Source organism: Rubrivivax albus (genome assembly GCF_004016515.1).
Classification (GTDB): domain Bacteria; phylum Pseudomonadota; class Gammaproteobacteria; order Burkholderiales; family Burkholderiaceae_C; genus Rubrivivax; species Rubrivivax albus.
The window spans coordinates 485,347-510,641 of record NZ_SACT01000003.1; the positions used below are offsets into that span (position 1 = coordinate 485,347).

The window sequence follows — 25,295 nt, forward strand, 5'->3', positions numbered from 1 at the left end:
CAGCTGATCAGCCGGTCTCGACGCGGTCCCGCCCGGCCGCCTTGGCGCGGTAGAGCGCCTGGTCGGCGCGGGTGGCCAGCGCCGTCTCGTCGTAGGGCGGCGTGCTGGCCAGGCCGGCACTGAGCGTCACGGTCAGGTCCGGCGCCAGCGCCGCCCAGTCGTGGCCGGCGATGCGCTGGCGGATGCGTTCGCAGATCTCCCGCGCCCGTGCCGCGTCGGCGTCGGGCAGCACGGCCAGGAACTCCTCGCCGCCGATGCGGGCCACCAGGTCGCCATGGCGCACGCACTCGCGCAGCAGTTGCGCCGTGGCCACCAGCACGCGGTCGCCGACCAGGTGGCCGTGGCGGTCGTTGATCTGCTTGAAGCGGTCCAGGTCCAGCATGGCCATCGTCACCGGCTGGCCGGCGGCTGCGGCGTCGCGCAGCAGCGTGGACAGCTGGTGCTCCACCGCGCGGCGGTTGCCCAGACCAGTGAGCGGGTCGCGGCGGGCGTCGGCCTCCAGGCTCTGTGCACGGGCGCGCTGACGGTCGGCCTCCCGGCGCGACTGCTCGGCCTCCACCCGAGTGATGAACTGCTCCGACTGCGCGCGCAGTTGCTGAACGATGCGCTCGCGCAGCAGTTCCGACTGCGTCTCCAGGTGGCGCAGCGCAGCGGACGTGTCGCCCAGCGCCTTGTGCGCCTGGTACAGCGCATGGTGCGCACGCAACCCGGTCATCGGCGTGAGCGGGCGGCCACCGGCTTCGGCCAGCATGGCCTCCAGCAGCACCCGGGCCTGATCGGGCGTGCCGTGCCGCAACGCCCACTCGGCGCGCGAGCAGGTCAGCCGCTGCGCCTGCTGCACGAACCCCAGGCGCCTGGCCTCGGCATGGTTGCGCTCCAGCAGCGCGTGGGAGCGGTCGCGCTCGCCCAGGTGCACCAGGATCTCGCCCAGGTTGCCCTCGGCGATGGTGCACATGTAGGGGTCGCCGGGCACACCCGGCAGGCCCACCAGTTCCTCGGCCAGCGGCAGCGCCCGCTCCAGCGCCGCCAGCGAGGCTGCGCTCACTTCGCTGCCGCGCTGCAGGTAGTAGGCGCCGATCAGCACTGCGCTCAGGTTGTTCAGGGCGGTGAACAGGTCGCGCGGCGGTGCGCCCTCGCGGGCCACGGCCAGGGCCTCGCGCAGCAGCCGTTCGCCCTGCCAGGGGTCGCCCATGCGCTCGAAGCAGATGCCGAAGGCGTTCAGCGCCTGCGAGCGCGGGCCCGGCTGGCCCGTGGCCTCAGCCAGCGCGTGCAACTCGTAGGCCGCGGGCAGGGCGAGGTCGAAGCGGCCGATCTCCGCACCCGCGAAGACCACGCTGCGCAGGAACTCGCGCAGCATGTCGCCACCTTCTGCGCGCAGCAAAGGCGCCAGGGTGTCCGCCAGTGCCAGCACGCCCGCGTAGTCGCCGCGGCGGTAGGTGCACTGGGCCTGCAGCCAGCCGGCGCGTGCGCGGCTGGCGTCGTCGGTGGCCAGCCCGGCCACCCGCGTGGCGGCCGCCAGGCCGGCGTCGAGCGCGCCACGGTCCAGGCAGGCCTGGGCGTCGGCCAGGGCCTGCTCAGCGCTGTCGTGCGGGCCGTCCTCCGTCATGGTGCGTCGATCAGCACAGTCGGTAGACGTCCAGCAACACCGCGCGCGCCTCGCGCCGGCCGCGGGCGATAGCCATCACCTTGTTCAGGTGCAGCCAGTCGGGGTGACCGGTGGTGAAGCGCATCAGCGTGCGGAAGAAGTACTCGGACGGGTCCACCGCCTCGCCGCGCGCCAGGCGTGCCATCACCTCGGGCGGACCGTGGCGCAGGCCGTTGCTCTGCACCTCCACCAGGGCGCCGTCATGGGTGCGGATCACGTAGTGGGCGGCGATCTCCAGCGCACCGTCGGCACGCGCCACCTGCCAGTCCACGCCGCCGGGCACCAGGCTGCCCTGCAGCTCGGGCCCGTCGACCGTGCCGACGCCCAGCGGCACGAAGCGGCGCTCGCCCTGCGGTGCCGGGCCCAGGGTGACGAGGGCCTCGACCTCGCAGCGGATGTGGCACATCGGCACGAGGGCCGGGGGTTCGGGCAGGGGTGCGTTCATGGCCTCGTTCTTCTACAGCGAGGGTGGTCCGAAGGCCACCGGGGATTGCGCCGCCAGCCAGGTGCAGGCGGCCCAGCAGGCCACGTTCTGGCGCAGCGCAGCCGGGTCGACCTGGTCGACGGTGTCGCGCTCGGTGTGGTGCACGTCGAAGTAGCGGCTGCCGTCCTGGTGCAGCTGCAGCGCCGGCCAGCGGTGGCGGCGCATCAGCACGGCCGCATCGGGGCCGGGCGTGCCGGTGTTGGCGCCGAGTTCCACGCCCAGCGGCGCCAGCACCTGCGCCATGGCCTGCACCTGCGGCCAGGCCTCGGCCTGCACGCGGGCCGACAGGCGGTAGACAGCGCCAGCGCCGAAATCACTCTCAGCCACGAGCTGGTGCACGACGCCTACGTGGCGGTCGCCGTAGGCGCGTGCACCGTCGAAGCCGTTCTCCTCGTTGCCGAACAGCACCACGCGCACGGTGCGCCGTGGCCGGCGGCCCGCCGCGGCGATCAGACCCGCGGCGGCGCTGACGATGCCCACGCCGGCCGCGTCGTCGAGCGCGCCCTGGCCCAGGTCCCAGCTGTCCAGGTGGGCGCCGATCAGCACCACCTCGTGCGCCAGGTCGCTGCCCGGCAGCTCGGCGATCACGTTGTGAGTGACGGCCTCCACGTCCGACCGCGCCTGCAGCGTGAAGGCCAGGCGCATCGGCGTGCCGGCAGCCTGCAGCGCGGCGATGTGCTCGGCGTCGGGCACCGACACGGCAAACGCCGGGATGCGCGGCACGCGGATGTCGTACCGCGTGGCGCCGGTGTGGGCGATGGCGGCACGGTCGGTGCCGATGGAGCGGATGGCCAGCGCCACCGCCCCGCGCTTCGCGGCCTCCACCGGGCCGGCGAAGCGGGCGCCGACGGCGCGCCCGTAGCCGCTGCCGTCGCGTGTGCGCTCGGTGCGCTGGTCGATGAAGACGATGCGGCCGCGGGCACGGTCGCTGGTGTCGGCCATCAGGGCCGCCAGGTCGGGGTACCAGGCGATCTCGGCCTCCAGACCGTCCGGTGGCGCTGGCACGCTGTTGCCCAGCGCCGCCATCACCAGCGGGCGCTCCGCGGGTACGGTCAGGCGCGCCGCGGCCGGGCCGCGCTGCCAAACGCGCACCGGCACCGGTTCGGCCCGCACGGCCTCCAGACCCAGGCCACGCAGCGCGTCCTGCGCCCAGGCCACGGCACGCGCATCGCCGGCGCTGCCGGCCGGGCGCGGCCCGACGCCGGCGGCCAGTTCTCGCAACAGGCGCCAGGCGTGCCCGTCGCGCAAGCCGGCATCACGCAGCGCCGCGGCGTGGTGCAGGTCGGCATCGCTGAACGCGGTCGACGGCATGGTCACGGCAGGCACCCGGCTGGCGCAGCCCGGCAGCCACGGCAGCGCCGCCGGCAGGGCCAGGCAGGCCCGGCGTCTCACTTCGACACAGGCATCGTGAACTCGGCGCCCTTGCCGATGCTGTCGGGCCAGCGCTGCATCACGCTCTTCTGCTTGGTGTAGAAGCGCACGCCCTCCTCGCCGTAGGCGTGCATGTCGCCGAACAGGCTCTTCTTCCAGCCGCCGAAGCCATGCCAGGCCATCGGCACCGGGATGGGCACGTTGATGCCCACCATGCCCACCTGCACGCGGCGCGCAAACTCGCGCGCCACGCCGCCGTCGCTGGTGAAGCAGGCCACACCGTTGCCGTACTCGTGGTCGTTGATCAGCTGCAGCGCGGCGGCCATGTCGGGCACGCGAACGCACACTAGCACGGGGCCGAAGATCTCCTCGCGGTAGATGCGCATGGCCGGCGTGGCATGGTCGAACAGCGTGCCGCCGGTGAAGAAACCGGCCTCGTGGCCAGGGACCTTCAGGCCGCGGCCGTCCACCACCAGCGTGGCACCTTCCTCGACACCCAGCGCCACGTAGCCCTCGATGCGGTCGCGCGCTTCCTTCGTGACGATGGGGCCCATCTCCGCGGCCAGCTCCATGCCGTTCATGACCTTCAGCGCCTTCGCGCGCTCGGCCAGGCGCGGCACGATGCGGTCGCCCACGTCGCCCACCAGCACCGCCACGCTGATGGCCATGCAGCGCTCGCCGGCGCTGCCGTAGGCGCTGCCGATCAGCGCGTCCACCGCCTGGTCGAGGTCGGCATCGGGCATCACCACCATGTGGTTCTTGGCCCCGCCCAGGGCCTGCACGCGCTTGCCATGGCGGGCCCCGGTCTCGTAGATGTACTGCGCGATCGGCGTGCTGCCGACGAAGCTCAGCGCCTTCACGTCCGGGTGGGTCAGCAGAGCGTCCACGGCCACCTTGTCACCCTGCACGACGTTGAAGACGCCGTCGGGCAGGCCGGCCTGCTTGAGCAGGTCGGCCATGAACAGCGACGGCGACGGGTCGCGTTCGCTCGGCTTGAGGATGAACGCGTTGCCGCAGGCCAGTGCCACCGGGAACATCCACATCGGGACCATGCACGGGAAGTTGAACGGCGTGATGCCGGCCACCACGCCCAGCGGCTGGCGCAGCGTCCAGTTGTCGATGCCGGTGGAGACCTGGTCGGTGTAGTCGCCCTTGAGCAGCTGCGGGATGCCGCAGGCGAACTCGACGATGTCGATGCCGCGCGTGACCTCGCCCTGGGCATCGGTGAAGACCTTGCCGTGCTCGGCGGTGATCATGGCCGCCAGCGTGTCGCGGTGCTGGTTCAGCAACGCCAGGAAGGCGATCATGACCCGCGCGCGGCGCAGCGGCGGCGTGTCGCCCCAGGCCGGCTGGGCCGCCTTGGCAGCGGCCACCGCGGCCTCCACGTCGGCCACCTCGGCCAGCCGCACCTGGCGCGCCACCTGGCCGGTGGCCGGGTTCCACACCGCCTGCTGGCGGCCGCCGCTGCCGGGCACGGCGCGGCCGCCGATCCAGTGGCCGACGTCGGTGGTCTGGGTGAAGGGATCGGGCGCGCCCATGGCAAGTCTCCTGCGGTCGTCGAGCCTGCCACTATGCCGCAAAAAAGAGCCCGGCCGCCGTGAGGCGCCGGGCCTGGACAAGCCCTCTCGCGAGGGCGTCGTTGGGAGCGAAGCGCCGGCCGGAGACCGACGCTGGGCGCATGCTAGGGCCCTGGCCGGCGCCCACCATCCTGCAAGGTGGGGGGCGGCGGCAAAGGACGACAATCCGCGCATGGCCCATCCCCCTCGCACTTCCGGCGCCCCTGCGCACGCGTCCGTCGCCCCCCTGAACGACGCCGATCTCGACCGCCTGCAGGACCTGCTGGCCGCGCTGCCGGCGCCGCTGGAGCCGATGGACGTGATGGCGCTCGACGGCTACCTGTGCGGTGTGATCCTGCAACCTCAGGTGGTGCCGCCAGCACGCTGGCAGCCGGGTGTGCTGGACGTGGAAGGCCGGCCGCTGCCACCGGGGCACGATGCCGCCGAATTGATGGCGCTGGTGGGCCGGCGCCACGCCGAACTGCAGCGCGCCATCGACGCGCGCGACTGGTTCGACCCCTGGATCTACCCTGACGACGAAGCCGCGGTCTCCGACAGCGTGCTGCCCTGGGTGGCCGGCTTCGCCGCGGCGCTGGACAGCTTCCCGGCGCTGCAGGCCATGGAGGACCCGGAGCTGGTGGAGCCGCTGGCCCTGATCTACCTGCATTTCGACGCCGAGGACCTGGAGGACGCCGAGCCGCTGCAGGCGGTGATCGAGACCATCGAGCCGCCGGCCGACCTGGCCGAGGCGGTGCAGGACCTGGTGCGCGCGGTGATGCTGATCGCGGACGTGACGCGGCCGCGCACCAAGGCGCCACCGCGCCGTCCGGCGGCCCGGCCGGGCGGGCGGGCCGTCAGGACGCCGGCGAAGCCCCGCCGCTGAACACCCGCCGGGCGTGCAGCCCGAGCCCGGTGGCGACGCTGGCGAAGCGGTCGCCGCGCACCGGCGTGGCCGCCGGGAAGACCGCGGCAATGCCGTCCACGAGTGAAGCGAGACCGGTGGAGCCGCCGGTGAAGAAGACCGCCTGCACCGCCGTGGCCGCCACGCCGGCCTGGCGCAGCGTCTCCTGGGCTGCGTCGACGATGCGCGCCTGGTCGGCCTGCAGCACGCGCGCGGCGGTGGGCGCATCCAGTGTGGTGCCGAGGCCGGGCTCGACGGCGTCCAGTGCGATCGTGGCCGCGCCGTGCAGGGCGACGTCTATCTTGGCCTGCTCGGCCGCGGCCGCCAGCGCGTGGCCCAGGCGCTCCTGCAGCACCGTCATCAGGCGGGTGTGCTGCCGCACGTCGGCGAACCAGCCGCGCATGGCCTTCCACTCGGCCACGCGGGCCGGGGCGTAGACGGTGTTGATCAGGTGCCAGGTGGCCAGGTCGTGGTACAGGCCGACCGGGATCTCGCGCGGCGGCTGACCCGGGCGCGCCGGACCGTGGCCACCATGACCCATCAGCGGCAGGATGGCGGCCAGTTCCACCCGGCGGTCGAAGTCGGTGCCGGCCACGTGCACGCCGTGGTTGGCCAGGATGTCGTCCTGCCGATCGAGCCGCGCGCGCCGGGCCGGGCCCACGCGCACCAGGGAGAAGTCAGAGGTGCCACCGCCGATGTCGGCCACCAGCACCAGGTGTTCGGCCGTGGCCGCGGCCTCGTGGGCGAAGGCGGCGGCGATGGGCTCGTACTGGAACTGGACCTCGGCAAAACCGACGTCGCGCGCCGCCTGCGCCAGCGCCGTGGCGGCGGCGCGGTCGCGCGCCGGGTCGTCGTCGACGAAGAACACCGGGCGGCCAAGCACCACACGGGGCAGCAGCTGGCCCGCCGCCGCCTCGCCCAGGCGGCGCAGCTGGCGCAGGTAGCCCGTGATCACGTCACCGTAGCGCACGGCCCGGCCGGCGCCGACGTCGGTGCGCTGGTCGAGCAGGGCCGACCCCAGCAGGCTCTTCATCGAGCGCATCAGGCGGCCGTCGAGCCCGTCCACGTACGCAGCGATGGCGGCGCGGCCGTACAGGCGGTCTGGCTCGGCGGCATGGGCCGGGCCATCGGCCAGGTAGAAGACCGCGGTGGGCATCGTCGGCTGGCCGGCCTCCAGCGGCACGAGGGCCACACCACCGGCGCGCAACGGCAGCGCCACCGCGGAATTGGAGGTGCCGAAGTCGATGGCACACACGCCGGCCAGCGTGTCGGCGTCGTTGGTGTGTGCAGGCGGCGACATGGGGGCGCGGATTCTAGGGGGCCGAGGGAACTGCATCACGTTGTCCCCCCTCTTCAGGATTCCAGAGTCCTGTCACACCGCCGAAACTGCACCCATGCACAGTCACGTGCAACCAGGGAGACACCGATGAACCTGACCCGCCCCTCGATGCGCAGTTTCTGGCGTCGGCGCACCCAGCCGGCGCAGGCGGTGTCCGCCGTGGTCGACCCGGCCGACATGGGCACCTGCTTCGGCCTGGAGCTCAGCCTGGTGCCAGCACCTTCGGTGCGCACTGCGGAACCGGCCCGGAGCGAAGCCCCCTGGTGGGACCGCTCCGAGGTCCGCAAGTCCTGCGGCGCCTGAGGTTGTCCGCAGGCGCCTAGAATCTGGGCCCCATGGCCCGAGGATCATTCCGAGAGCAAGTCCTGAAGGTCCGCGAGGACGCGATCGTCTCGGCCGTCAACCGGCTGCTGGCGGAGAAGGGCTTCGACCTGATGACGGTGGACGAGGTGGCCGCCGACGTCGGCATCGCCAAGGCCAGCCTGTACAAGCACTTCCCGTCCAAGGAAGCGCTGGCCGCTGCGGCCATGGTGCGCGTGCTGCAGCACACCGCCGCCGTGATCGACCAGCAGCCCGCCAGCCTCGCCGCGATCGACAAGCTCGAGGCGGTGACGCGCTGGGCGCTGGAGGTGCAGCTGGCCGGCGAGATGCCCACGCTGCCATCGCAGAACTCCACCCTGCGTGCGGAACTGCTGGGCAGCAAGGCCTACATCGACCTGCTGATGCAGGTCAGCGACCAGCTCGGCGCCTGGATCCAGCAGGCCCAGGCCGACGGCGCCATCGACCCCGGCCTGCCACCCGAGGTGGTGCTCTACACCATCTTCGCCCGCGCCTGCGACCCGGTGCCCGGTTTCCTGAAGGCGGCCGGACAGATGGAAGACGCGCAGATCGTCGACCTGGTCCTGCGCACCTGCTTCGGCGGGCTCAGGACGCGCTGACCCGGCGGGCGCCGGGCCTGCCCTTGGCTGCCGGGGTCAGCGGACCAGCAGCACCGGCACGCTGCACTTGGCGAGCACCTTGGTCGCCACCGAACCCATGACCAGGTTGGTCAGCGAGCCGTGGCCGTGCGAGCCCATGACCATCAGGTCGTACTTCCCCTTCTCGGCGAAGGCTGCGATGGTCTCGGCCGCGTGGCCCACCTTGTACGTGAACTTGGCCTCCAGCCCCTGCTTGCCCAGGAAGCTGCGGATGGGCTTGAAGACCTTTTCCGCCTCGTCCTGGTAGTAGCCGTCGAGCGTGGCCTTGTCGAGCACCGCCGCGGCGCGCGGCGGCACCGGTGGTACGGTGTGCAGCACGGTGTAGTCGTGGCCACGCCCGGGGAACTCGTCGTGCGCCGTCAGGTAGGCCAGCATGCGCTTGGTGAAGGAACTGCCGTCGACGGCGATGAGGATCTTCATGGGGGTCTCCTGCGTCGGGTGGTGATCGTGATGCGGTCAGTGTCCCACAGGGGTCATGCCCCGGCTTGACCGGGCTCAAGCCTCGACCGCGCGCAACGGATCCCAGCCGGCATCCTCGCCCTTGGCCGTCAGCCCTCGGGCGTTGCACAGCACGCGGGTGCCGCTGGCGTCGCGGTAGTCGTGCCGGCAGTGCAGGTGGCCGTGCAGCCACAGTGCGGCACGCGGCAGCAGGTCGTCGTCGGCGTTGCAGAAGCTGGCCGTGCCGGGCTGACGGCCGTAGCGCGGGTCGGCGCTGCGCAGGCTGGGGGCGAAATGGGTCACCGCGACAGTGGCGTCCCAGCGGCCCGCCGCCGGTTCCGCCAGCGCTTCGGCCAGCCAGGCACGGTCGGCCAGCCCGAGGGCACGCACTGCCTCCGCATCGAACGGCAGGCCGTGACGCGTCGCTTGCATCACGCGCTGGAAGTAGCCGGCGGCGCGCATCGCACGTTCGCGGCCATTGGCGCCGAACAGGTCGAAGTCGCTCCAGCGCGTGACGCCGATGAAGCGCACGCGCCGACCATCGGCCGCGTCGATCACCACCGCCCGGCGCTGCAGCCAGACGTAACCCAGGGTCTCGACGTGATCGCGCAGTCGCGCGTCGGCCTCGTCGACTTCGCGCCGGTCGTACTCGTGGTTGCCCGGCGTGAACAGCACCGGCACCGGCCAGCCGCGGAACCGGTCCAGGCCGACCCAGGTGCTGTCGATGTCGCCGGCGAGCACCAGCACCTCGGCCCCGGGCGCAGGCTCGGGGTCGAAGGCTTCGGTCTCCAGGTGCAGGTCCGACAGGACCTGCAGGCGCATCATTGCGCGGTCAGCTTTCCAGCTTCTGCACGATGCGCTGGCGCGTGGCTTCCAGCGCCGGCGGCAGGTGGTAGGCCAGCTGCTGGAACAGGTCAGCGTGCAGCTTCATCTCCTCCACCCAGGCCGGGCGGTCCACCGAGATCACGCTGTCGTACTGCGCCCGCGTGAAATCCAGGCCGTCCCAGCGCAGGTCGTCGTAGCGCGGGCTGGTGCCGAAGATGTTCTCCGCACCTTCGGCCTTGCCGTCCACGCGGCCGAGGATCCAGTGCAGCACACGCATGTTCTCGCCGTAGCCGGGCCAGACGAACTTGCCGTCGGCGCCCTTGCGGAACCAGTTGACGCAGTAGATCTTCGGCAGCTTGGCGCCCGCGGCTTCCAGCTTGGCGCCCAGGTCCAGCCAGTGCTGGAAGTAGTCCGACATGTTGTAGCCGGCGAAGGGGAGCATCGCGAACGGGTCGCGGCGCACCACGCCCTGCTGGCCGGCGGCAGCGGCGGTGGTCTCGCTGCCCATGGTGGCGGCCATGTAGACGCCATCGGTCCAGTCGCGGGCTTCGGTGACCAGCGGCACCGTGGTGCTGCGGCGGCCGCCGAAGATGAAGGCGTCGATGGCCACGCCGGCGGGGTTGTCCCACTCGGTGTCGAGCACCGGGTTGTGGATCGCGCTGACGGTGAACCGGGCGTTCGGGTGCGCCGCCGGGCGCGGCTTGCCGTTCACCGGGTTGGCCTTGGCGATTTCCGGCGTCCAGTCGCGGCCCTGCCAGTCGATCAGGTGCGCCGGCGGCTCGTCGGTCATACCTTCCCACCACACGTCGCCGTCGTCGGTGAGCGCCACGTTGGTGAACACCACGTCGCGCTTGAGCGAATCCATGCAGTTCGGATTCGTGTGGTAGTTCGTGCCCGGGGCAACGCCGAAGTAGCCGGCCTCGGGGTTGATGGCGTAGAGCTTGCCGTCGCTGTGCGGCTTGATCCAGGCGATATCGTCGCCGATGGTGGTCACGCTCCAGCCCTCGAAGCCCTGGGGCGGCACCAGCATCGAGAAGTTGGTCTTGCCGCAGGCGCTGGGGAAGGCGGCCGCCACGTGGTACTTCCTGCCTTCCGGCGACGTCACGCCCAGGACCAGCATGTGCTCGGCCAGCCAGCCGCTGTCGCGGCCCATGGTGCTGGCGATGCGCAGTGCGAAGCACTTCTTGCCCAGCAGCGCATTGCCGCCGTAGCCGGAGCCGTAGGACCAGATCTCGCGCGTCTCGGGGTAGTGCACGATGTACTTGGTCTGGTTGCAGGGCCAGGGTACGTCGGCTTGACCTTCGGCGAGCGGCGCGCCCACGGTGTGCACGCAGGGCACGAAGTCGCCGTCTTCCTTGAGCACGTCGAACACCGCCGCGCCCATGCGCGTCATCGTGCGCATGCTCACGGCCACGTAGGGGCTGTCGGTGAGCTCGATGCCGATGTGCGCGATGTGCGAGCCCAGCGGGCCCATCGAGAACGGCACCACGTACATCGTGCGGCCGCGCATGCAGCCCTTGAACAGCGCGTTGTCACCGGTCTGCAGCAGCGCGCGCATCTCGGCCGGGGCCATCCAGTTGTTGGTTGGGCCGGCGGCTTCCTTGGTGGCACTGCAGATGTAGGTGCGGTCCTCGACGCGGGCGACGTCGCTCGGATCGCTGCGGGCCAGGAAGCTGTTCGGGCGCTTGGCCGCGTTCAGCTTCATCAGCGTGCCGGCGGCCACCAGCTGCTCGGTCAGGCGCTGGTATTCGGCCTCGGAACCGTCGCACCAGTAGACTTCGGACGCCTCGGCCAGGGCTGCGATCTCGGCCACCCAGGCCACCAGGCGGGCATGCTTGACGTAGGCGGGCACGTTCAGCCGCAGCCCTTCCATCACGGGACGGTTCATCGGTTCTCCAATCGGCAAAGTGACAAAGCGGGATTCGGTCAGCACCGCCACACGCCACCGCTTCAGCGTGGCCTCCGGCGCTCACCGAATACCGCCCAGGGAACCGGGGGACCGGCATTCTCGCCCCAATGTAATCACCCCGTAACTGCCCCCGCTGCGGGGGTCATGCAGAAACGGTATGAGCTGATGCGTGTGCTGAGTGTGAACGTCGGGCGCTGTGCGCCGCTGGATGTCGGTGGGCGGCAGGTGGCCAGCGCCATCGGCAAGCAACCTGTGGACAGCTCTGTCAGCGTGTACTCACTTGGCATGGAAGGCGATGAACAGGCCGACCCCACGGTGCACGGCGGCCTGGCCAAGGCCGTGTACGCCTACCCGTCGGAGCATTTCGGCTTCTGGCGCACCGTTCGCGCGCAGGCGCGGGTGGCGGCCTGGGACGCCCCCGTGCCGCCCGGCCTGCTGGGCGAGAACCTCACCATCGAAGGTCTGACCGAGGACCGCCTGTGGGTGGGCGACCGCCTCGTGCTGCCCGGTTGCGTGCTGGCGGTGAGCGAGCCGCGCTTCCCCTGTGCCAAGTTCGCGGCGGTGATGGGTTTTGCGCAGGCCGGCAAGCTGATGGCGCAGTCGGGCTTCTGCGGCAGCTACCTCGGCGTGGTCACGCCCGGCCGGGTGCAGGCCGGCGACCGGATCCGGCTCGAGCCCGGGCCGCGCGAGGTCAACCTGCGCGAGCTGTTCAGGGCGAAGCTCGGCCGGCGGCCCTGAACAGCGGCCCGGTCAGCAGCAGCACCGCCACGTAGCGCACGACGTGGAAGGCGGTGACGGTGGGCACGCCCAGCTGCAGCACCTTGGCCGTGATGGCCATCTCGGCGATGCCGCCCGGCGAGGTGGCCAGCACCGCCGTGGCCGGGTGCAGGCCGATGGCGGCAGCCAGCGCCCAGGCAAAGCCGGCGGACAGCAGCAGCATGCCCACCGTGCCGGCGGCCACCGCCGCCAGCCAGCGCGGGGCGGCGCGCGCGAAGTCCGGCGTGAAGCGGGCCCCCAGCGAGACGCCGATGAACAGCTGTGCGGCGTTCGTGGCCCAGCGGGGCAGGGCTGAGAGCTCCACGCCGGCGAGGGTCAAGGTTGCGGTCACGGCCAGCGCCCCGAGCACGAAGGGGTTGGGCAGGCCGAGCCGATGCATCAGCGCCACACCGGCCAGGGTCAGCACGACGATCAAGGCCAGACCCTGCACGGCCACGGCCTGCGCCGCGGGTTGGGTCGGGTCCGCCCCGTGGGCGCCGGTCCACAGCATCGCGAACGGCACGCTGACCACGACGATGAGCACACGCAGCGAATGCGCCGCCGCCACGCGATCCACGCGTGCACCCGCGCGCTCGGCCATCACCGCCATCTCGGAGGCGCCACCGATGGCCGCCGCGAACCAGGTGGTGGCTCGCCGCTCGTCGGGGTGTGTCCAGGCCAGCCAGCGGTGGAAGCCCCAGCCCAGCGCCAGCGCCCAGAGCACGCCGACACAGATGGCCGGGGCCAGCGCCAGCACCATCGCGCCCACCACGGGGGTGAAATACAGGCCCAGCGCTACGCCGATGGCCCATTGGCCGGCATTGCGCAGCCGTGAGGACGCGGCCACCGGCACCCCGAGGACGCCGCCCAGCGCGCTGAACAGCAGCGGCCCGATCATCCACGGCAGCGGCACCTGCGCCGCCGCGGCCGCCCATCCGGCCAGCGCGGCCCCCGCCAGCGTGCCCGCGATGCGCGCCGCCCGGCCGGCGGCGGGGCTCAGCGCACGACCTCGAGACGCATCACCGCCGCGCCGAAGGCATCGCTGCAGTCGGCGCCTGCGGTGCACACCGGTTGACCGGCCAGCAGCGGCAGACGGCCGGCGTTCGCGCCTTCCAGCGCCGCGGCCACGCTGCCGGTGGGGAAGCTGGTGAAGCCCCCCTCCACCTTCGGCGCGAAGGCCGTCATGTCACGCGGCCAGCGCGACACCATCACCAGCAGCCGGCCGATGCCCTCGGGCCCGGCCACGTCCAGCTGCAGCCCGCGCTGCGGCAGCGTCAGCGGCTGGCCGGCGCGGATGCGCAGGTCCGGCGTCTGCGCGTTCGGGTAGAGCTGCAGCAGGCTGCCGTCGGTGCCATGGTTGAAGACGTAGACATGGCCGTCGGCCGGCGACGTGACGGTGAAGACCAGCTTGTCGCGGTCGATGCGCCACTGGGTCTGTGCTGCGGCCAGCGTCGGCGTCAACGATGCCGAGCCTGCCGTCACCACGCGCTCGAAGGCCGCGGGGGCGTCGAAGCCGGCCGGCGCAGCGGCCGAGGGAGGCACCGGGGACGGCGCCGGCGCCGTGGCCTGGGCAGGTGATGGGGATGGGGCCGCCGCAGGGGAGGCCGGCGGCGCCGGCAAGACGCCCCCGTCCACGGCAGGCGCCGGGGCCCGCCCCCACCACAGGGCACCGCCGGCCACCACCGCAGCGGCCACGACACCACCGACGAGCAGGCCTCGACGTCCGCCGGCAGCGGCAGGAGGCGTACCCGCTGGCGATGGCGCAGGCACCGGCACGGCCGGACGCGGCACGGCGCGGGTGCGTTCGACCGCCGTCGCCGGCGGCGGCACCACCATCGTGGGCACATCGGGCGACGCCGGTGATACAGGTACGGGCGCAGACGGGGCCGGCCGCGGACTGGGCACGGTGACGTCCAGCGCCAGGTCCGCCGTTTCGGTGGCGGGCTGGCTGGCCGGGAACAGCGCCTGCGGGTCGGCCGGTGGCGGTGCCAGGCCGAGGTCGACCTTGAATGCCGTGATCGACGGCGTGCGCTGCTCCGGCCGAACGGCCAGCGCGCGGTCGATGGCCTTCAGCACCCGCTCGCTGTAGCGGCCGGTGGCCACTTTCGTCAGCGGTTCGTAGCTGTCGTTGACCACCCGGCCCACCGACGGCGGCGGTGTGCGCCCGCGGATGGCGTAGTAGGCCAGCGCGGCAAGCGCATAGACGTCGGTCCACGGCCCCTGCTTCATGCCCGGTATCTCGGCGTACTGCTCCAGCGGCGCGTAGCCGGGCTTGAGGATCACCGTCAGGTCCTGCGTCATGTCGCCGATCACGCGGCGGGCGGCGCCGAAGTCCAGCAGCACCGGGCGGCGCGAGCCGGCCAGCAGCAGCACGTTGTCGGGCGCGATGTCGCGGTGGTAGTAGTACTCGGCGTGAATGACTGCCAGTGCGTCGGCGATCGGGCCCAGCCAGCCCAGCAGCGTGGCCTCGTCGGGCGCGGCCTTGCGCTCGCGCAGCTCCTGGCGCAACGTGATGCCCTCGTAGAACGGCATCACCATGTAGGCTGAGCCGTTGGCCTCCCAGAAGCGGAACACCTTCACCAGCGCCGGGTGGTCGAACTGCGCCAGCATGCGCGCTTCCTTGACGAAGCTTGCCTTCCCGGCGTGGAAGGTCTCCTTGTACTTGTCGGAGCGCACCGACACCATCAGCCCGGCGGTTCGCTGCGCCAGCGACGAGGGCATGTACTCCTTCAGCGCCACCTGGCGCTTGAGGGAATGGTCCCAGGCCCGGTAGACGATGCCGAAACCGCCTTCGCCGACGACGCCCAGCACCTCGAATTCTGCCAGCCGGGTGCCAGCAGGCAGCGCGTTGCCCGCGTCCAGCGTCGGCTGTGGCGGCGGGGGTGGTGGCGGCGGCGTGAAGGCCCGCGTGGGTTCGAAGCCAGTGGCCTCGTCGTCGTCGAAGGGTGAGCTCATCGGGCGGCTGGCCTGCGGGCCTTCGTATTTCGGCGCGGCTGCGCGTGCACGCGATGGTACGCCGTGATCCCCGTCACGAACCCCCCTCCGCCGAGCGAGGGAGTGACGCAGGCATGCCCGGCGTCGACAATGTCTCGGCCATTCCAACGGAGTCCGCCATGCGTCGTCACCGCTTCACCCCGTTCGTCGCCCTGCTGGTCGTCGGCCTGGCCGCCATGACCGTCCATGCCGCCGAGCCGTTGCTCAAGCCGGGGCAGATCACCGAGTCGGCCCTGGTCGACGCGCTGACGCCGGCCGACGAAGCCAAGTCGCGCTCGATCCGGCCGACGCTCACCGGCGCCGCACCGTCGGCCCAGGCGGCGGGACGCGCCGGGCTGCTGATCACGTTCCAGACCGGCTCCGCCGATCTGACGCCAGAGACCCGGTCGGCACTGGACGAGGTGGGCAAGGCGCTCAAGTCCGACCGGCTGGCCGGGTTCTCCTTCCGCATCGAAGGCCACGCCGACCCGCGCGGCGGTGTCGACTACAACCTGCGTCTGTCCGAAGAACGCGCGCAGTCGGTGGTGGCCTACCTGATGGACCGCTATGGCCTGCCGGCCGATCGCCTGCAGCCGGTGGGCAAGGGTGCGAGCGAACTGCTCAACGCGCAGCAGCCCACCGCGCCGGAGAACCGGCGCGTTACCATCGTCACCACCCGCTGAACCCCCGGTGCGGCATCGGCCGCACCCGCGGGCAGCGCGGCGGGCATGGCACCATCGCGCATGCTCGCCTACCGCCACGCCTTCCACGCCGGCAACCACGCCGACGTGCTCAAGCACCTCGTGCTCGTCCAGGTGCTGCGGCACTTCAACCTGAAGGAGAAGGGCTGGCGCCTGGTGGACACCCACGCCGGCGCCGGCGGCTATTCCCTCGAAGGCGGCCCGGCGCACAAGCGGGACGAGTTCGTGCAGGGCATCGGTCGGCTGTGGGGCCGCGACGACCTGCCCCCCGCGGTGGCCGACTACGTGGGCCTGGTGCGGGCGTTCAACGCCGACGGGCGCCTGGCGCAGTACCCAGGCTCGCCGGCGTTCGCCCACATGCTGAAGCGGCCACAGGACGAGCTGAAGCTGTTCGAACTGCACCCCACCGACCACAAGATCCTGGCCAGCTACCTGGGTGGCGAGCCCGGCGTGCAGGTGCGCATGGTCGACGGGTTCACGGCGCTGAAAGGCCAGCTGCCGCCACCCACGCGGCGCGGTCTGGTGCTGATCGACCCGCCCTACGAAATCAAGACCGACTATGCGCGCGTGCTCGCCGCGGTTCGAGAAGCGCTCGAGCGCTTTGCCGACGGCACGGTGATCGTCTGGCTGCCGCAACTTCAGCTGCTGGAGGCGGCGCAGCTGCCGCAACGGCTGAAGTCCGCCGCGTCACCGGCGAAGAAGGGCTGGATGCACGCGCGCCTGACGGTGGGTGCGCCGGACGCCAAGGGCTTTGGCATGTTCGGCAGCAGCGTGTTCGTGATCAATCCGCCGCACACGCTGACCAGCGCGCTGCCAGACACGCTAGCCTGGCTGGCGCCGGCCCTGGGCACGGGGCCGAACGCGCGCCCGCTGGTCGAGATCGGGCATTGACGACCGTCAAACGCCGTCCCGAGTTCTAGGGACCAGCTCGCTACTCCCCCTGAAACACGGGGTCTGGATTCAGGAAAACTTGACACCCCCGCGTTGCCGGCAGGGTCTCTTCGCGCGAGCATGAACTCGTCCGATCAGCGTCGTGCTGACGGCCCGTTGTTCAACGTCGAGGAGAAACACACATGTCGCAGACACGCGCCTCTCGCCCAGCCGCCGCCCGGCTTGGCGCAGGTCTGGTCACAGTCCTGCTGGCCACGGCCGCCTGGGCTGCACCGCAGTTTGCCGGCCCGTCGATGGTGCGCACCAACGAGGCCGCCAGCTTCGATGGTCGCGGCTTCGGCGCCAACAGTGCGCTCACCGTCGTCGTCGTGTCGCCTTCCGGGGCCGAGGCGCACTTCAGCGCCGTCACCGATGCGAAGGGGCGACTGAGCTACACGGCCACCGGGACCGAGCGAGGCCTGCACAAGGTCAAGGTCGTCAACGCGAAGGGCAAGGCCGTGGCCACGGCTGCCTTCAACGTCATCGACTGAGCGCCGCGATGCGCACGCCCGCGTTGCACACGGCCTGCCTGCTCGGCGCTGCTGCGCTGCTGTCCGGCTCCCCTGCCGCCCTGGCTGCCGCGGCGGCCAAGGCCGACGTGGCCTTCGTTTCCCTGCGCGCCGGTGACGCGCACATCTTCGTGCGCGACGCCAACGGCAAGGAGCACCAGCTGACGCAGGGCCGCACGGTCAACCTGCAGCCCACGTTGTCGTCGGCAGGCAAGGTGGCCTTCGTTCGCCTGCACGATGGTCGTTCATCGGTGTATGTCGCCGACGATCCCGCATCACCGGCCCGCAAGCTCACACCTTCCGATAGCGGCACGGTCGAGACGGCCCCTTCCTGGGCTCCCGACGGTAGCGCGATTGCCTTTTTCTCGCTCGAACCGTCGACCGGGGCCAAGCGGGTGATGGTCCAGGATCTGCGAGCGAACACGCTGCTTTCGGTTCCTGCACCAGGCGATTCGCTCGGCCCTGCGCGCCCCGACTGGTCTGCCGATGGGCAAACCATCGCGTTCATCGGTACCGACGGGGATCGCCGCCATCAGGTCTGGATCTTGTCGCGCAACGGCCAAAACCTGCGCGAAGTGTCCAGCAAGACCAGTCGTCGCGGTGCAGCGTTTTTCAGCCTGTCGCCCGATGGTCGCTCGGTGGCTTGGATCGCTCGTGAACGCGGCCGCCTTCCGCTGATGGTGACCGACCTCGCCAGCGGCGAGACGCGCGACGTGCTGGCCCCGCACGGCGGCTTGTCAGCCGAGGCGCCGCGCTGGTCGCCCGACGGCCAGTGGATCGCGTTCGCTGGCAGCGGCCTCAACCCCAGTGACCCGCGCACCGAGGTCTTCGTCGTGAAGGCCGACGGCAGCGGGCTGACAAACGTGTCGGCGCATGCCGGCGACGACTTCGATCCACGCTGGACGCCCGAAGGCCGGCACATCGTGTTCGCGAGCTTGCGATCAGGCACATCGCTGCTATACGAGGTGCCCATCGCGGGCGGCGAGACCAGATCTCTGGCGCAGCATGCCTCGCACGACATGGATCACATCACCCGGCCGGCGTTGCCACGCTGAGCCGTTCTTCGTCCCCAGCATTCGCCAAGGACTTTCCATGAAGAGAACACCGAACTCCTACAGCGGCGCACGCAGCGCCCTTCGGCTCGTCGCCCTCGCCACCGGGCTGGGTATGGTCGGGCTCGCGGCTGCGGCGTCCAAGACCTACACGGTCGATGCCGACTTCGCGCTCGGCGTGCTGTCCGGCGTCAACTACGACGCCCCGAACAGCAACCAGTTGCAGCTCAATGCGGTGGGAACGACCTTTCCCGTCATGTGGGTCGCCAACGCCGGCGAGGACACGGTGTCGAAGTTCGACACCATCAACAACGTCGAGCTGGCGCGTTATCGCACGTGGTTCGGACCGGCCGGCCAGCCAGGGCATGTCAACCACCTGAACAACGCCTACTCCGGCCCGGCGCCGTCGCGCACGGCGGTAGACCTGGAAGGCAATGCCTACGTCCTGAACCGGTGCTTCAACAGTTGCGGGCCAGGCAACCGACCGCAACTGATGAAGATCCTGGCCGAGGGCTTCATCGACCGCAATGGCAACGGCGTGGTCGACACCTCGACCGGCCCTCTGCCGCTGGCCATGGGCGACACCAACGGCAACGGTCTGATCGACCAGGCGGAGATCACCGACGAACGCATCGCCTGGGTGGTGCCAGTGGGTGACAACAGCGGGCTCGGCCGGTCGATGTGCATCGGCACCGACGGCAACCTGTGGATGGGCAACTACAACACGCGCACGTACTACAAGTACAACGCGGCGGACGGATCGCAGCTGGCAGGGCCGGTGTCCACCACACCGACGGCCGGCCAGCCCAATGCCGGTGCGCTGACGCCTTATGGCTGCCTGATCGACCAGAACGGCACCCTCTGGAGTGCAGGGCTGAGCAGCCTGCTGGGCAAGATCGAGAACACGGCCAGCAACACCGGGCCGTACACCGTCTCGTCGTTCAACGCCGGCGGCGGCTGCTACGGGATCGGTCTGGGCAACGGCATCGTCGTCCAGGGGCAATGCAACCGCAAGTTCGACCCGTCCACCAACACCTTCAGCAACATCGGTTTCGGTGTAGGGACGTACGGCATCGTGGTCGATGGCGCGGGAGACATCATTGGTGGCCAGACCACCGTGCAGAAGGTCTCCCCGGCAGGCGTCGTCCAGTGGACGGCACCACTGCAAGGCGGTGGGACCTTTGCCGTCGGCATCCAGGTGGACTCGAACAACGACGTCTGGCAGATGGAATTCGCCACGTCGGGGCGCGTCAAGAAGTATCGCGGCACCGACGGCGCGCCGCTGGGTGTCTTCCCGGTCGGTAACCTGCCGTACACCTACAGCGACGCCGCCGGGTTCGCCGCCCGCAACGTGACCACACCGACCGGCACCTGGACGGTGGTCTACGACGGCGGTGCGGCCGGCACCCCGTGGAGCACGATCGACTGGAACGACCTGGTGCCCAACGGTGCCGGCGTCATCGTGCAGGCCCGCGCGGCCGACACCGAAGCCAACCTGCCGCTGCAGGCCTACCAGCCGGTGGCCAAGAACGCAGCGCTCGCGGTGGCCGGGCGGTACATCCAGATCCAGACGCGCCTGAATGCCAACACGGCCGGGGATTCGCCGATCCTGTACGACCTGACGGTGTCGTCGCAGTCCGGGCTGGAGTGTGATGTCAACGAGGATGACAAGGTCGACAACGCCGACCTGTTGCTGATCCGCGGCCGCAACGGTCAGACACCCACCGGCCCGGACGACCCGTACGACGCCAACAAGGACGGCAAGATCAATGTGGCTGATTACAGGTACTGCCAACTGCGCAAGACGCCCTGAGTTTTCCGAATCCAGATAGGAGCGAAACATGTACGACAGCAAGACCCTCTTTGCCAGCGTCAGGGCCGTGACGGCAGCCTGCCTGCTGGTGGCCGGTGCCGCACAGGCAGCGCCCGTGGTGAGCATCAGCCCGGTGAGCCAGGACTTGCCGGTGGGCAGCACCACGACCGTGGATATCGTCGTCAGTGGCCTGACCCAGCCGGACGAGGCGGTTGGTGGCTTCAGCCTGACGCTGGGGTACAACGACAGTCTGCTGGCCGGCGTCGACTTCAGCGTTGTGCCGGGTGGTGCCTTTGGAGCCGCCCCCGATGACGTGAGTTTCGGCTTCAGCGTTCCTGGCGAGCTTGATCTGTTCGTTGCGGCCGACGAGAACGCAGATCAGGCGACCCTGGCTGGTCTGCAAGGCGCTTCGTTTGTCCTTGCCACCGTGACGTTTGAAGGCATCTCTGCTGGACTGAGTCCCTTGCTGCTGTCAAACGTCGTGCTGTCGAACTGGGACGGAAGCGCGGACTTCGACGTTTCGTCTCGCAACGGCCAGATCTGCGTCGGCAGCAATTGCACCGTGCCCGAGCCTGCGAGCTATGCGCTGGCGCTTGCAGCCCTGGGGGCAGCCGGCCTGGCACGCCGCCGGCCGAAGGTCGTCAAGGCTGTCTGACCGCATCGGGTCACGGTGCCGATGGGGCCGCATCTGCGGCCCCTTCTCATTTGCGCCATGCAGCGACGCGGCATGGGCGGCCCGCACGACGCCAGCCGGCCGGCCGCGCCGAGGCACATGCATGAGCGAACCCCGTGAACGTGGGGGTGCGCGTCGAGCGACATATCGCACGGTGTCGATCCGGCACTGAGAGCGTCGATCCCAGCCCGGCACAGACCCGGGCGCCTTCGCTTTCTCAAGGAGCATCCATGCGACTTCTGTCCCGCGTGGCCGCCATTTCGGCGGCCCTTCTCGTCGTGCCTGCGTGGGCCGACAGCAGCACCACCGCCAGCGCCTCGTTGACGGGCCTGGGCTTCACCCTCGTCGATCTGGCGCCCGCCGACGGCGTCGCGCCGACGATCACGTTCTCGATGTACGCCGGCAGCAATGCCGGCAACGCCAGCACGAGCTACACCACGGCCACCCGGTCGGGCTCGGCGTCGGAGTCGTTCAGCAGCCCGGGCAGCCCATGGGCTGCCAACGAGGCGGCAGCCCAGGTGAGCTACGGCAATGCCGCATCATCGATCGGCGGCAGTCCCTTGGCGGGTACGTTTGCGCTGAGCGCCAGCGGTTCGGCCATGGCACCGCCGGACCAGGCGGGTGACTTCTGGTGGACGTTGCCCTCCACCACGTTCTCCGCCGGTGCCCGCGTGTACGACTACGGCGTGTCGTTCAGCCTGAGCGCCAACACGCTCGTGCTGTTTACGGCCCAGGCCAGCGTCGACGTGGCGGCGGTCGGTGGTGGCAGCTTCACCGACCCCTACGGCTGGCTGTACCTCAATGGCATCAACGGCTACGCGTCGGCGTCGCTGACCGCCGAAGGCCCGGCCGCAGGCGGCGGGTATGGCTATCAGACGTCGTTCGACCAACGCGACGTGAACGCCGGGTCGTACTACGACTACTGGTTGGAAGGGTGGGTGTCGCAGCAGGCCAGCGATGCCGGCCCGCTGGCGGTCTCGTTCGTCAACGCCACCGGCGATTGGATGGACGGCCAGTTCCGCGCCAATGTGTATGTCAGTGGCAGCGCCTATGGCGACCTGGTCAACATGCCGGCGGTCCCCGAGCCGGGCACGGCCGCGCTGTGGCTGGCCGGCCTGGCCTTCACGGCTTTCACGGCGCGCAGGCGTTCACGCTGACACCGTCGTGCGCGGGATCGGCCGTCAGTCGATCCCGCGCTGCCGGTCCGCGTGGAACTGGGCGCGGAACGCTTCGAAACGGCCCTCCTCGAGGGCCGCTCTTACTTCCTTCATCAGGTTCAGGTAGTAGTGCAGGTTGTGGATGCTGGCCAGCATCGGCGCCAGCATCTCGCCGCAGCGCTCCAGATGGTGCAGGTAGGCGCGGCTGAAGTGGCTGCAGGCGTGGCAGGCGCAGGTGGGATCCAGTGGCCGCTCGTCGGCCTTGTGGCGGGCGTTGCGGATCTTCAATTCGCCGAAGCGCGTGAACAGGTGCCCGTTGCGCGCGTTGCGCGTGGGCATCACGCAGTCGAACAGGTCCACGCCATGGTGCACACCCTCCACCAGGTCCTCCGGCGTGCCCACGCCCATCAGGTAGCGCGGCTTGTGCGCCGGCAGCCGGTGCGGCGTGTGCGCCATGATGCGGCGCATGTCCTCCTTGGGCTCGCCGACGCTGACGCCGCCGATGGCGTAACCCGGCAGGTCCAGGTCCACCAGCGCCGCGAGTGAGGCCTCGCGCAGCGGCTCGAACATGCCGCCCTGCACGATGCCGAACAGCGCGTTCGGATTCTCCAGCCGCGCGAACTCGTCCTTCGAGCGCCTGGCCCAGCGCAGGCTGAGCTCCATCGATGCCCGCGCCGCCTTTTCGGTGGTGATCTGGCCGTCGGTCTCGTAGGGCGTGCACTCGTCGAACTGCATGACGATGTCGCTGTTGAGCACCGTCTGCACCTGCATGCTGACCTCGGGCGTCAGGAACAGCTTGTCGCCGTTGACGGGCGAGGCGAAGCGCACGCCTTCCTCGCTGATCTTGCGCATCTTGCCCAGGCTCCAGACCTGGAAGCCGCCGCTGTCGGTCAGGATTGGCCGCTGCCACCCCTCGAAGCGGTGCAGGCCGCCGAAGGTGCCCAGCACGTCCAGCCCGGGCCGCATCCACAGGTGGAAGGTGTTGCCCAGGATGATCTGCGCGCCCATGGTTTCCAGGTCCCGGGGCAGCACGCCCTTGACCGTGCCGTAAGTGCCCACGGGCATGAAGATGGGTGTCTCGACCACCCCGTGGTTCAGGCGCAGGCGGCCGCGGCGGGCATGGCCTTCGGTGGACAGCAGGTCGAAGTGCAGCATCGGCGGATTGTCGCCGGGGCCCGGGGCGCATGCCGACAGGCCAGATTGGCGAGGGCCGGTGGCCAGCCTGCACGACGAGCGAAACACATGAACGTTATCAGAGTGCGAATCATTCGTGTTATGCTTGAGTCCAACAACCAAACACCTTTTGCAGTGAGCGCATGCATGCCGGATCGAGCCGGATTTTCGCGCCCATCATGCGTCTCGCCGTCGTGCCCCGCCTCGTCCACCGACCCGACCCCGACCTGCCCGCTGGGCAGCGGCGCGCCGCCATCGCGCTGATCGTCGCGCTGCATGGCGCGGCCGCCTGGGGGCTGCTGCAGGTGCAGGCGGTGCGCGAGTCGCTGGTGGCCGCCGCACCGATGTTCGTCGACCTGCTGGCTCCGCCAGCGCCCGAAGCGCCGCCGGCCCCGCCACCGCCGCCACCCCCGAAACCACTGCCCAAGCGCCCGCCGCCGCCCAAGCCCGTGGTGACCGTGGCACCGCAGCCCGAGCCGGCGCCCGCGCCCTTCGTCGCGCCCGCACCCGAGCCGGCGCCGCCCGAGCCAGTGCTGGTGGCGCCAGCGCCGCCTGCACCGCCCGCGCCACCGGCACCGCCCGCGCCTCCCCCGCCGCCGCGCATGATCCCGCCGTCGGCCATCCAGTACGCGGTGCTGCCCGACATCGTCTACCCCAGCGCCTCGCGCCGCCTCAACGAACAGGGTCTGGTGGTGGTGGCCGTCTACATGGACACCGCCGGCGTGCCGCAGCAGGTGCAGGTGGTGCAGTCCAGCGGCTTCGACCGACTGGACCGCGCCGCCGTAGCCGGCGTGCGCACGGCCCGCTTCAGGCCCTACACCGAGAACGGCCAGCCGGTGGCGGGCTGGGCGCGCATCCCGATTCCCTTCGAACTGGAGAACTGACCGTGGACACCTCGCTGGGCTTCGCTCACTTCCTTGCGCAGAGCGACGGCGTCGGCAAGACGCTGCTGGTGCTGCTGCTGGCGATGTCGGTGCTGTCGTGGATCATCATCGCGCTCAAGGGCCTGGCGCAGTGGTCGCGCCAGCACCGCAGCGCGCGCTTCCTGGACTTCTTCTGGAACGCCAGCTCGCTCGACGCCGTTCAGCACGAGATCAGCACCCACGGCGCGCACGACCCGTTTTCGCACCTGACCGCGCACGCCATGCACGCGCGCCAGCACCACGCCCGCTATGGCGCCGCCAAGCTGGAAGAAGCCGGCTCGGCCAGCGACTTCGTCACCCGCACGATCAAGAAGGTGCTCGACGAGGAGACCACGCGGCTGGAGAACGGCCTGACGGTGCTGGCCACCGTGGGTGCCACCGCACCCTTCGTCGGTCTGTTCGGCACCGTCTGGGGCGTCTACCACGCGCTGGTGGCCATCGGCATGAGCGGCGCCGGCACGCTGGACAAGGTGGCCGGCCCGGTGGGCGAGGCGCTGATCATGACCGGCCTGGGCCTGGCCGTGGCCATCCCCGCGGTGGTGGGCTACAACGTGCTGGTCCGCGCCAACCGCGTGACGCTGTCGCGCCTGGACGCCTTCGCCTACGAGCTGCACACCTTTGTGGCCATGGGCCAGCCGCTGGCTGCAGCCGACGAGCCTGCCAAGGTGCAACCGCTGCGGCCCGCGGCGGCCTGAGCGCCGGAGTCCACCATGGCCTTCGCCAGCTTCGACTCGAAGAACGCCTCGGCGCCGATGGCCGAGATCAACATGGTGCCGCTGATCGACGTGATGCTGGTGCTGCTGGTGATCTTCATCGTCACCGCGCCGCTGCTCACGCATGCCGTGAAACTGGAACTGCCGCAGGCCAGTTCGCAGGTCAACCCACCCGTGCCCGACAAGGTGGAGTTCGCGATCGACGCCACCGGCACGCTGTACTGGAACGGCGAAGCCGTCGCGCGCGAGGTGGTCGCAGCGCGGTTCACGGAAGCCGGCCAGCGCCAGCCGCAGCCGGAAATCCACCTGCGCGCCGACCAGGCCGTGCCCTACCGCTTCGTGGCGCAGACGCTGGCCGACGCCGCCCGCGCCGGCCTGACCAAGGTCGGCTTCGTCAGCGAGCCCGACAGCCCCTGATTCCTTTCCGAAACCAAGACCAGCGCACTCGCGAGCCGCCGCCAGCCCGTGCCGACGACG

25 protein-coding genes are annotated in these 25,295 nt (G+C 70.7%); 14 read left to right on the forward strand and 11 right to left on the reverse strand.

Translation table 11 applies throughout. The annotated features are described in order from the left end of the window. Positions 1-7: 7 nt before the first annotated feature. Genes ENE75_RS12875 through ENE75_RS12890 form a run of 4 tightly spaced genes read right to left on the reverse strand, consistent with a single transcriptional unit; the run spans position 8 to position 5,038 of the window. Positions 8-1,606, reverse strand: coding sequence for a GGDEF domain-containing protein (locus ENE75_RS12875; protein ID WP_128198699.1), 1,599 nt, complete (start codon positions 1,604-1,606; stop codon positions 8-10). A 10-nt stretch (positions 1,607-1,616) separates the two neighbouring features. Then, entirely contained in the window at positions 1,617-2,090 is a 474-nt protein-coding gene (locus ENE75_RS12880) for a DUF3237 domain-containing protein (RefSeq protein ID WP_128198700.1), read from the reverse strand. Between the two features lie 12 nt (positions 2,091-2,102). Beyond that, a complete protein-coding gene (locus ENE75_RS12885) occupies positions 2,103-3,521 on the reverse strand; it encodes a M28 family peptidase (protein WP_128198701.1) in 1,419 nt (472 codons plus the stop codon). Then, on the reverse strand, positions 3,518-5,038 hold the full coding sequence (locus ENE75_RS12890) for a CoA-acylating methylmalonate-semialdehyde dehydrogenase (RefSeq protein ID WP_128198702.1): 1,521 nt from the start codon (positions 5,036-5,038) through the stop codon (positions 3,518-3,520). Before ENE75_RS12890 ends, ENE75_RS12885 begins: the two co-directional genes overlap by 4 nt. A gap of 211 nt (positions 5,039-5,249) precedes the next feature. On the opposite strand from ENE75_RS12890, the gene ENE75_RS12895 reads away from it, so the two are divergent. After that, entirely contained in the window at positions 5,250-5,939 is a 690-nt protein-coding gene (locus tag ENE75_RS12895) for a YecA/YgfB family protein (RefSeq protein ID WP_128198703.1), read from the forward strand. Here ENE75_RS12895 and ENE75_RS12900 read toward each other — a convergent pair. Next, positions 5,911-7,257, reverse strand: a complete 1,347-nt coding sequence (locus ENE75_RS12900) for an Hsp70 family protein (RefSeq protein ID WP_128198704.1) — start codon at positions 7,255-7,257, stop codon at positions 5,911-5,913. The two genes, ENE75_RS12895 and ENE75_RS12900, sit on opposite strands and share 29 nt — an antisense overlap. Positions 7,258-7,383: 126 nt before the next feature. Here ENE75_RS12900 and ENE75_RS12905 point away from each other — a divergent pair, with 126 nt between their 5' ends. Continuing rightward, positions 7,384-7,599: a hypothetical protein gene (locus ENE75_RS12905; RefSeq protein ID WP_128198705.1), complete on the forward strand. Its 216-nt coding sequence runs from the start codon at positions 7,384-7,386 to the stop codon at positions 7,597-7,599. A gap of 32 nt (positions 7,600-7,631) precedes the next feature. Continuing rightward, positions 7,632-8,234: a TetR/AcrR family transcriptional regulator gene (locus tag ENE75_RS12910; RefSeq protein WP_128198706.1), complete on the forward strand. Its 603-nt coding sequence runs from the start codon at positions 7,632-7,634 to the stop codon at positions 8,232-8,234. A gap of 36 nt (positions 8,235-8,270) precedes the next feature. Here the strand turns inward: ENE75_RS12910 and ENE75_RS12915 are convergent, their stop codons facing one another. From ENE75_RS12915 to ENE75_RS12925, 3 genes are all read right to left on the reverse strand, one after another. Next, positions 8,271-8,693: a universal stress protein gene (locus ENE75_RS12915; protein ID WP_128198707.1), complete on the reverse strand. Its 423-nt coding sequence runs from the start codon at positions 8,691-8,693 to the stop codon at positions 8,271-8,273. Positions 8,694-8,768: 75 nt separating this feature from the next. Then, a complete protein-coding gene (locus ENE75_RS12920) occupies positions 8,769-9,533 on the reverse strand; it encodes a metallophosphoesterase (RefSeq protein ID WP_128198708.1) in 765 nt (254 codons plus the stop codon). Positions 9,534-9,543: 10 nt separating this feature from the next. Then, positions 9,544-11,424 carry a phosphoenolpyruvate carboxykinase (GTP) gene (locus tag ENE75_RS12925; RefSeq protein ID WP_128198709.1) on the reverse strand — a complete coding sequence of 627 codons (1,881 nt, stop codon included), beginning with the start codon at positions 11,422-11,424 and terminating at the stop codon, positions 9,544-9,546. A 186-nt stretch (positions 11,425-11,610) separates the two neighbouring features. Between ENE75_RS12925 and ENE75_RS12930 the strand changes: the two genes are divergently transcribed. Further along, on the forward strand, positions 11,611-12,183 hold the full coding sequence (locus ENE75_RS12930) for an MOSC domain-containing protein (RefSeq protein ID WP_128198710.1): 573 nt from the start codon (positions 11,611-11,613) through the stop codon (positions 12,181-12,183). Here ENE75_RS12930 and ENE75_RS12935 read toward each other — a convergent pair. Next, entirely contained in the window at positions 12,155-13,201 is a 1,047-nt protein-coding gene (locus tag ENE75_RS12935) for an AbrB family protein (RefSeq protein WP_375138492.1), read from the reverse strand. The two genes, ENE75_RS12930 and ENE75_RS12935, sit on opposite strands and share 29 nt — an antisense overlap. Continuing rightward, the gene (locus tag ENE75_RS12940; protein ID WP_128198711.1) at positions 13,198-15,156 is read right to left on the reverse strand and encodes a serine/threonine-protein kinase; all 1,959 of its coding nucleotides are present in this window, start codon (positions 15,154-15,156) and stop codon (positions 13,198-13,200) included. The genes ENE75_RS12935 and ENE75_RS12940 overlap by 4 nt, the downstream gene beginning before the upstream one ends. A gap of 158 nt (positions 15,157-15,314) precedes the next feature. Here ENE75_RS12940 and ENE75_RS12945 point away from each other — a divergent pair, with 158 nt between their 5' ends. The 7 genes from ENE75_RS12945 (at position 15,315) to ENE75_RS12975 (ending at position 22,009) form a co-directional block, all read left to right on the forward strand. Continuing rightward, positions 15,315-15,857 carry an OmpA family protein gene (locus ENE75_RS12945; RefSeq protein WP_128198712.1) on the forward strand — a complete coding sequence of 181 codons (543 nt, stop codon included), beginning with the start codon at positions 15,315-15,317 and terminating at the stop codon, positions 15,855-15,857. A gap of 60 nt (positions 15,858-15,917) precedes the next feature. After that, entirely contained in the window at positions 15,918-16,766 is an 849-nt protein-coding gene (locus tag ENE75_RS12950) for a 23S rRNA (adenine(2030)-N(6))-methyltransferase RlmJ (RefSeq protein ID WP_128198713.1), read from the forward strand. 182 nt (positions 16,767-16,948) lie between these two features. Next, the gene (locus tag ENE75_RS12955; RefSeq protein ID WP_128198714.1) at positions 16,949-17,296 is read left to right on the forward strand and encodes a hypothetical protein; all 348 of its coding nucleotides are present in this window, start codon (positions 16,949-16,951) and stop codon (positions 17,294-17,296) included. An 8-nt stretch (positions 17,297-17,304) separates the two neighbouring features. Next, a complete protein-coding gene (locus ENE75_RS12960; protein WP_128198715.1) occupies positions 17,305-18,369 on the forward strand; it encodes a PD40 domain-containing protein in 1,065 nt (354 codons plus the stop codon). Further along, positions 18,320-20,179, forward strand: coding sequence for a dockerin type I domain-containing protein (locus tag ENE75_RS12965; RefSeq protein ID WP_128198716.1), 1,860 nt, complete (start codon positions 18,320-18,322; stop codon positions 20,177-20,179). Before ENE75_RS12960 ends, ENE75_RS12965 begins: the two co-directional genes overlap by 50 nt. Positions 20,180-20,207: 28 nt before the next feature. After that, entirely contained in the window at positions 20,208-20,834 is a 627-nt protein-coding gene (locus tag ENE75_RS12970; RefSeq protein ID WP_128198717.1) for a cohesin domain-containing protein, read from the forward strand. A 248-nt stretch (positions 20,835-21,082) separates the two neighbouring features. Next, positions 21,083-22,009 (forward strand): PEP-CTERM sorting domain-containing protein, encoded by a 927-nt coding sequence (locus ENE75_RS12975; protein ID WP_128198718.1) that lies wholly within the window; start codon positions 21,083-21,085, stop codon positions 22,007-22,009. Positions 22,010-22,033: 24 nt separating this feature from the next. On the opposite strand, the gene tgt is transcribed toward ENE75_RS12975, so the two are convergent. Continuing rightward, positions 22,034-23,164, reverse strand: a complete 1,131-nt coding sequence (gene tgt / locus ENE75_RS12980; protein ID WP_128198719.1) for a tRNA guanosine(34) transglycosylase Tgt — start codon at positions 23,162-23,164, stop codon at positions 22,034-22,036. Positions 23,165-23,361: 197 nt separating this feature from the next. Between tgt and ENE75_RS12985 the strand changes: the two genes are divergently transcribed. Genes ENE75_RS12985 through ENE75_RS12995 form a run of 3 tightly spaced genes read left to right on the forward strand, consistent with a single transcriptional unit; the run spans position 23,362 to position 25,235 of the window. Next, positions 23,362-24,066: an energy transducer TonB gene (locus ENE75_RS12985; RefSeq protein WP_128198720.1), complete on the forward strand. Its 705-nt coding sequence runs from the start codon at positions 23,362-23,364 to the stop codon at positions 24,064-24,066. Positions 24,067-24,068: 2 nt separating this feature from the next. Further along, complete coding sequence (locus ENE75_RS12990; RefSeq protein ID WP_233259048.1) at positions 24,069-24,800, forward strand: MotA/TolQ/ExbB proton channel family protein; 732 nt, start codon at positions 24,069-24,071, stop codon at positions 24,798-24,800. A 15-nt stretch (positions 24,801-24,815) separates the two neighbouring features. After that, entirely contained in the window at positions 24,816-25,235 is a 420-nt protein-coding gene (locus ENE75_RS12995) for an ExbD/TolR family protein (protein WP_128198721.1), read from the forward strand. Positions 25,236-25,295 lie beyond the last annotated feature (60 nt).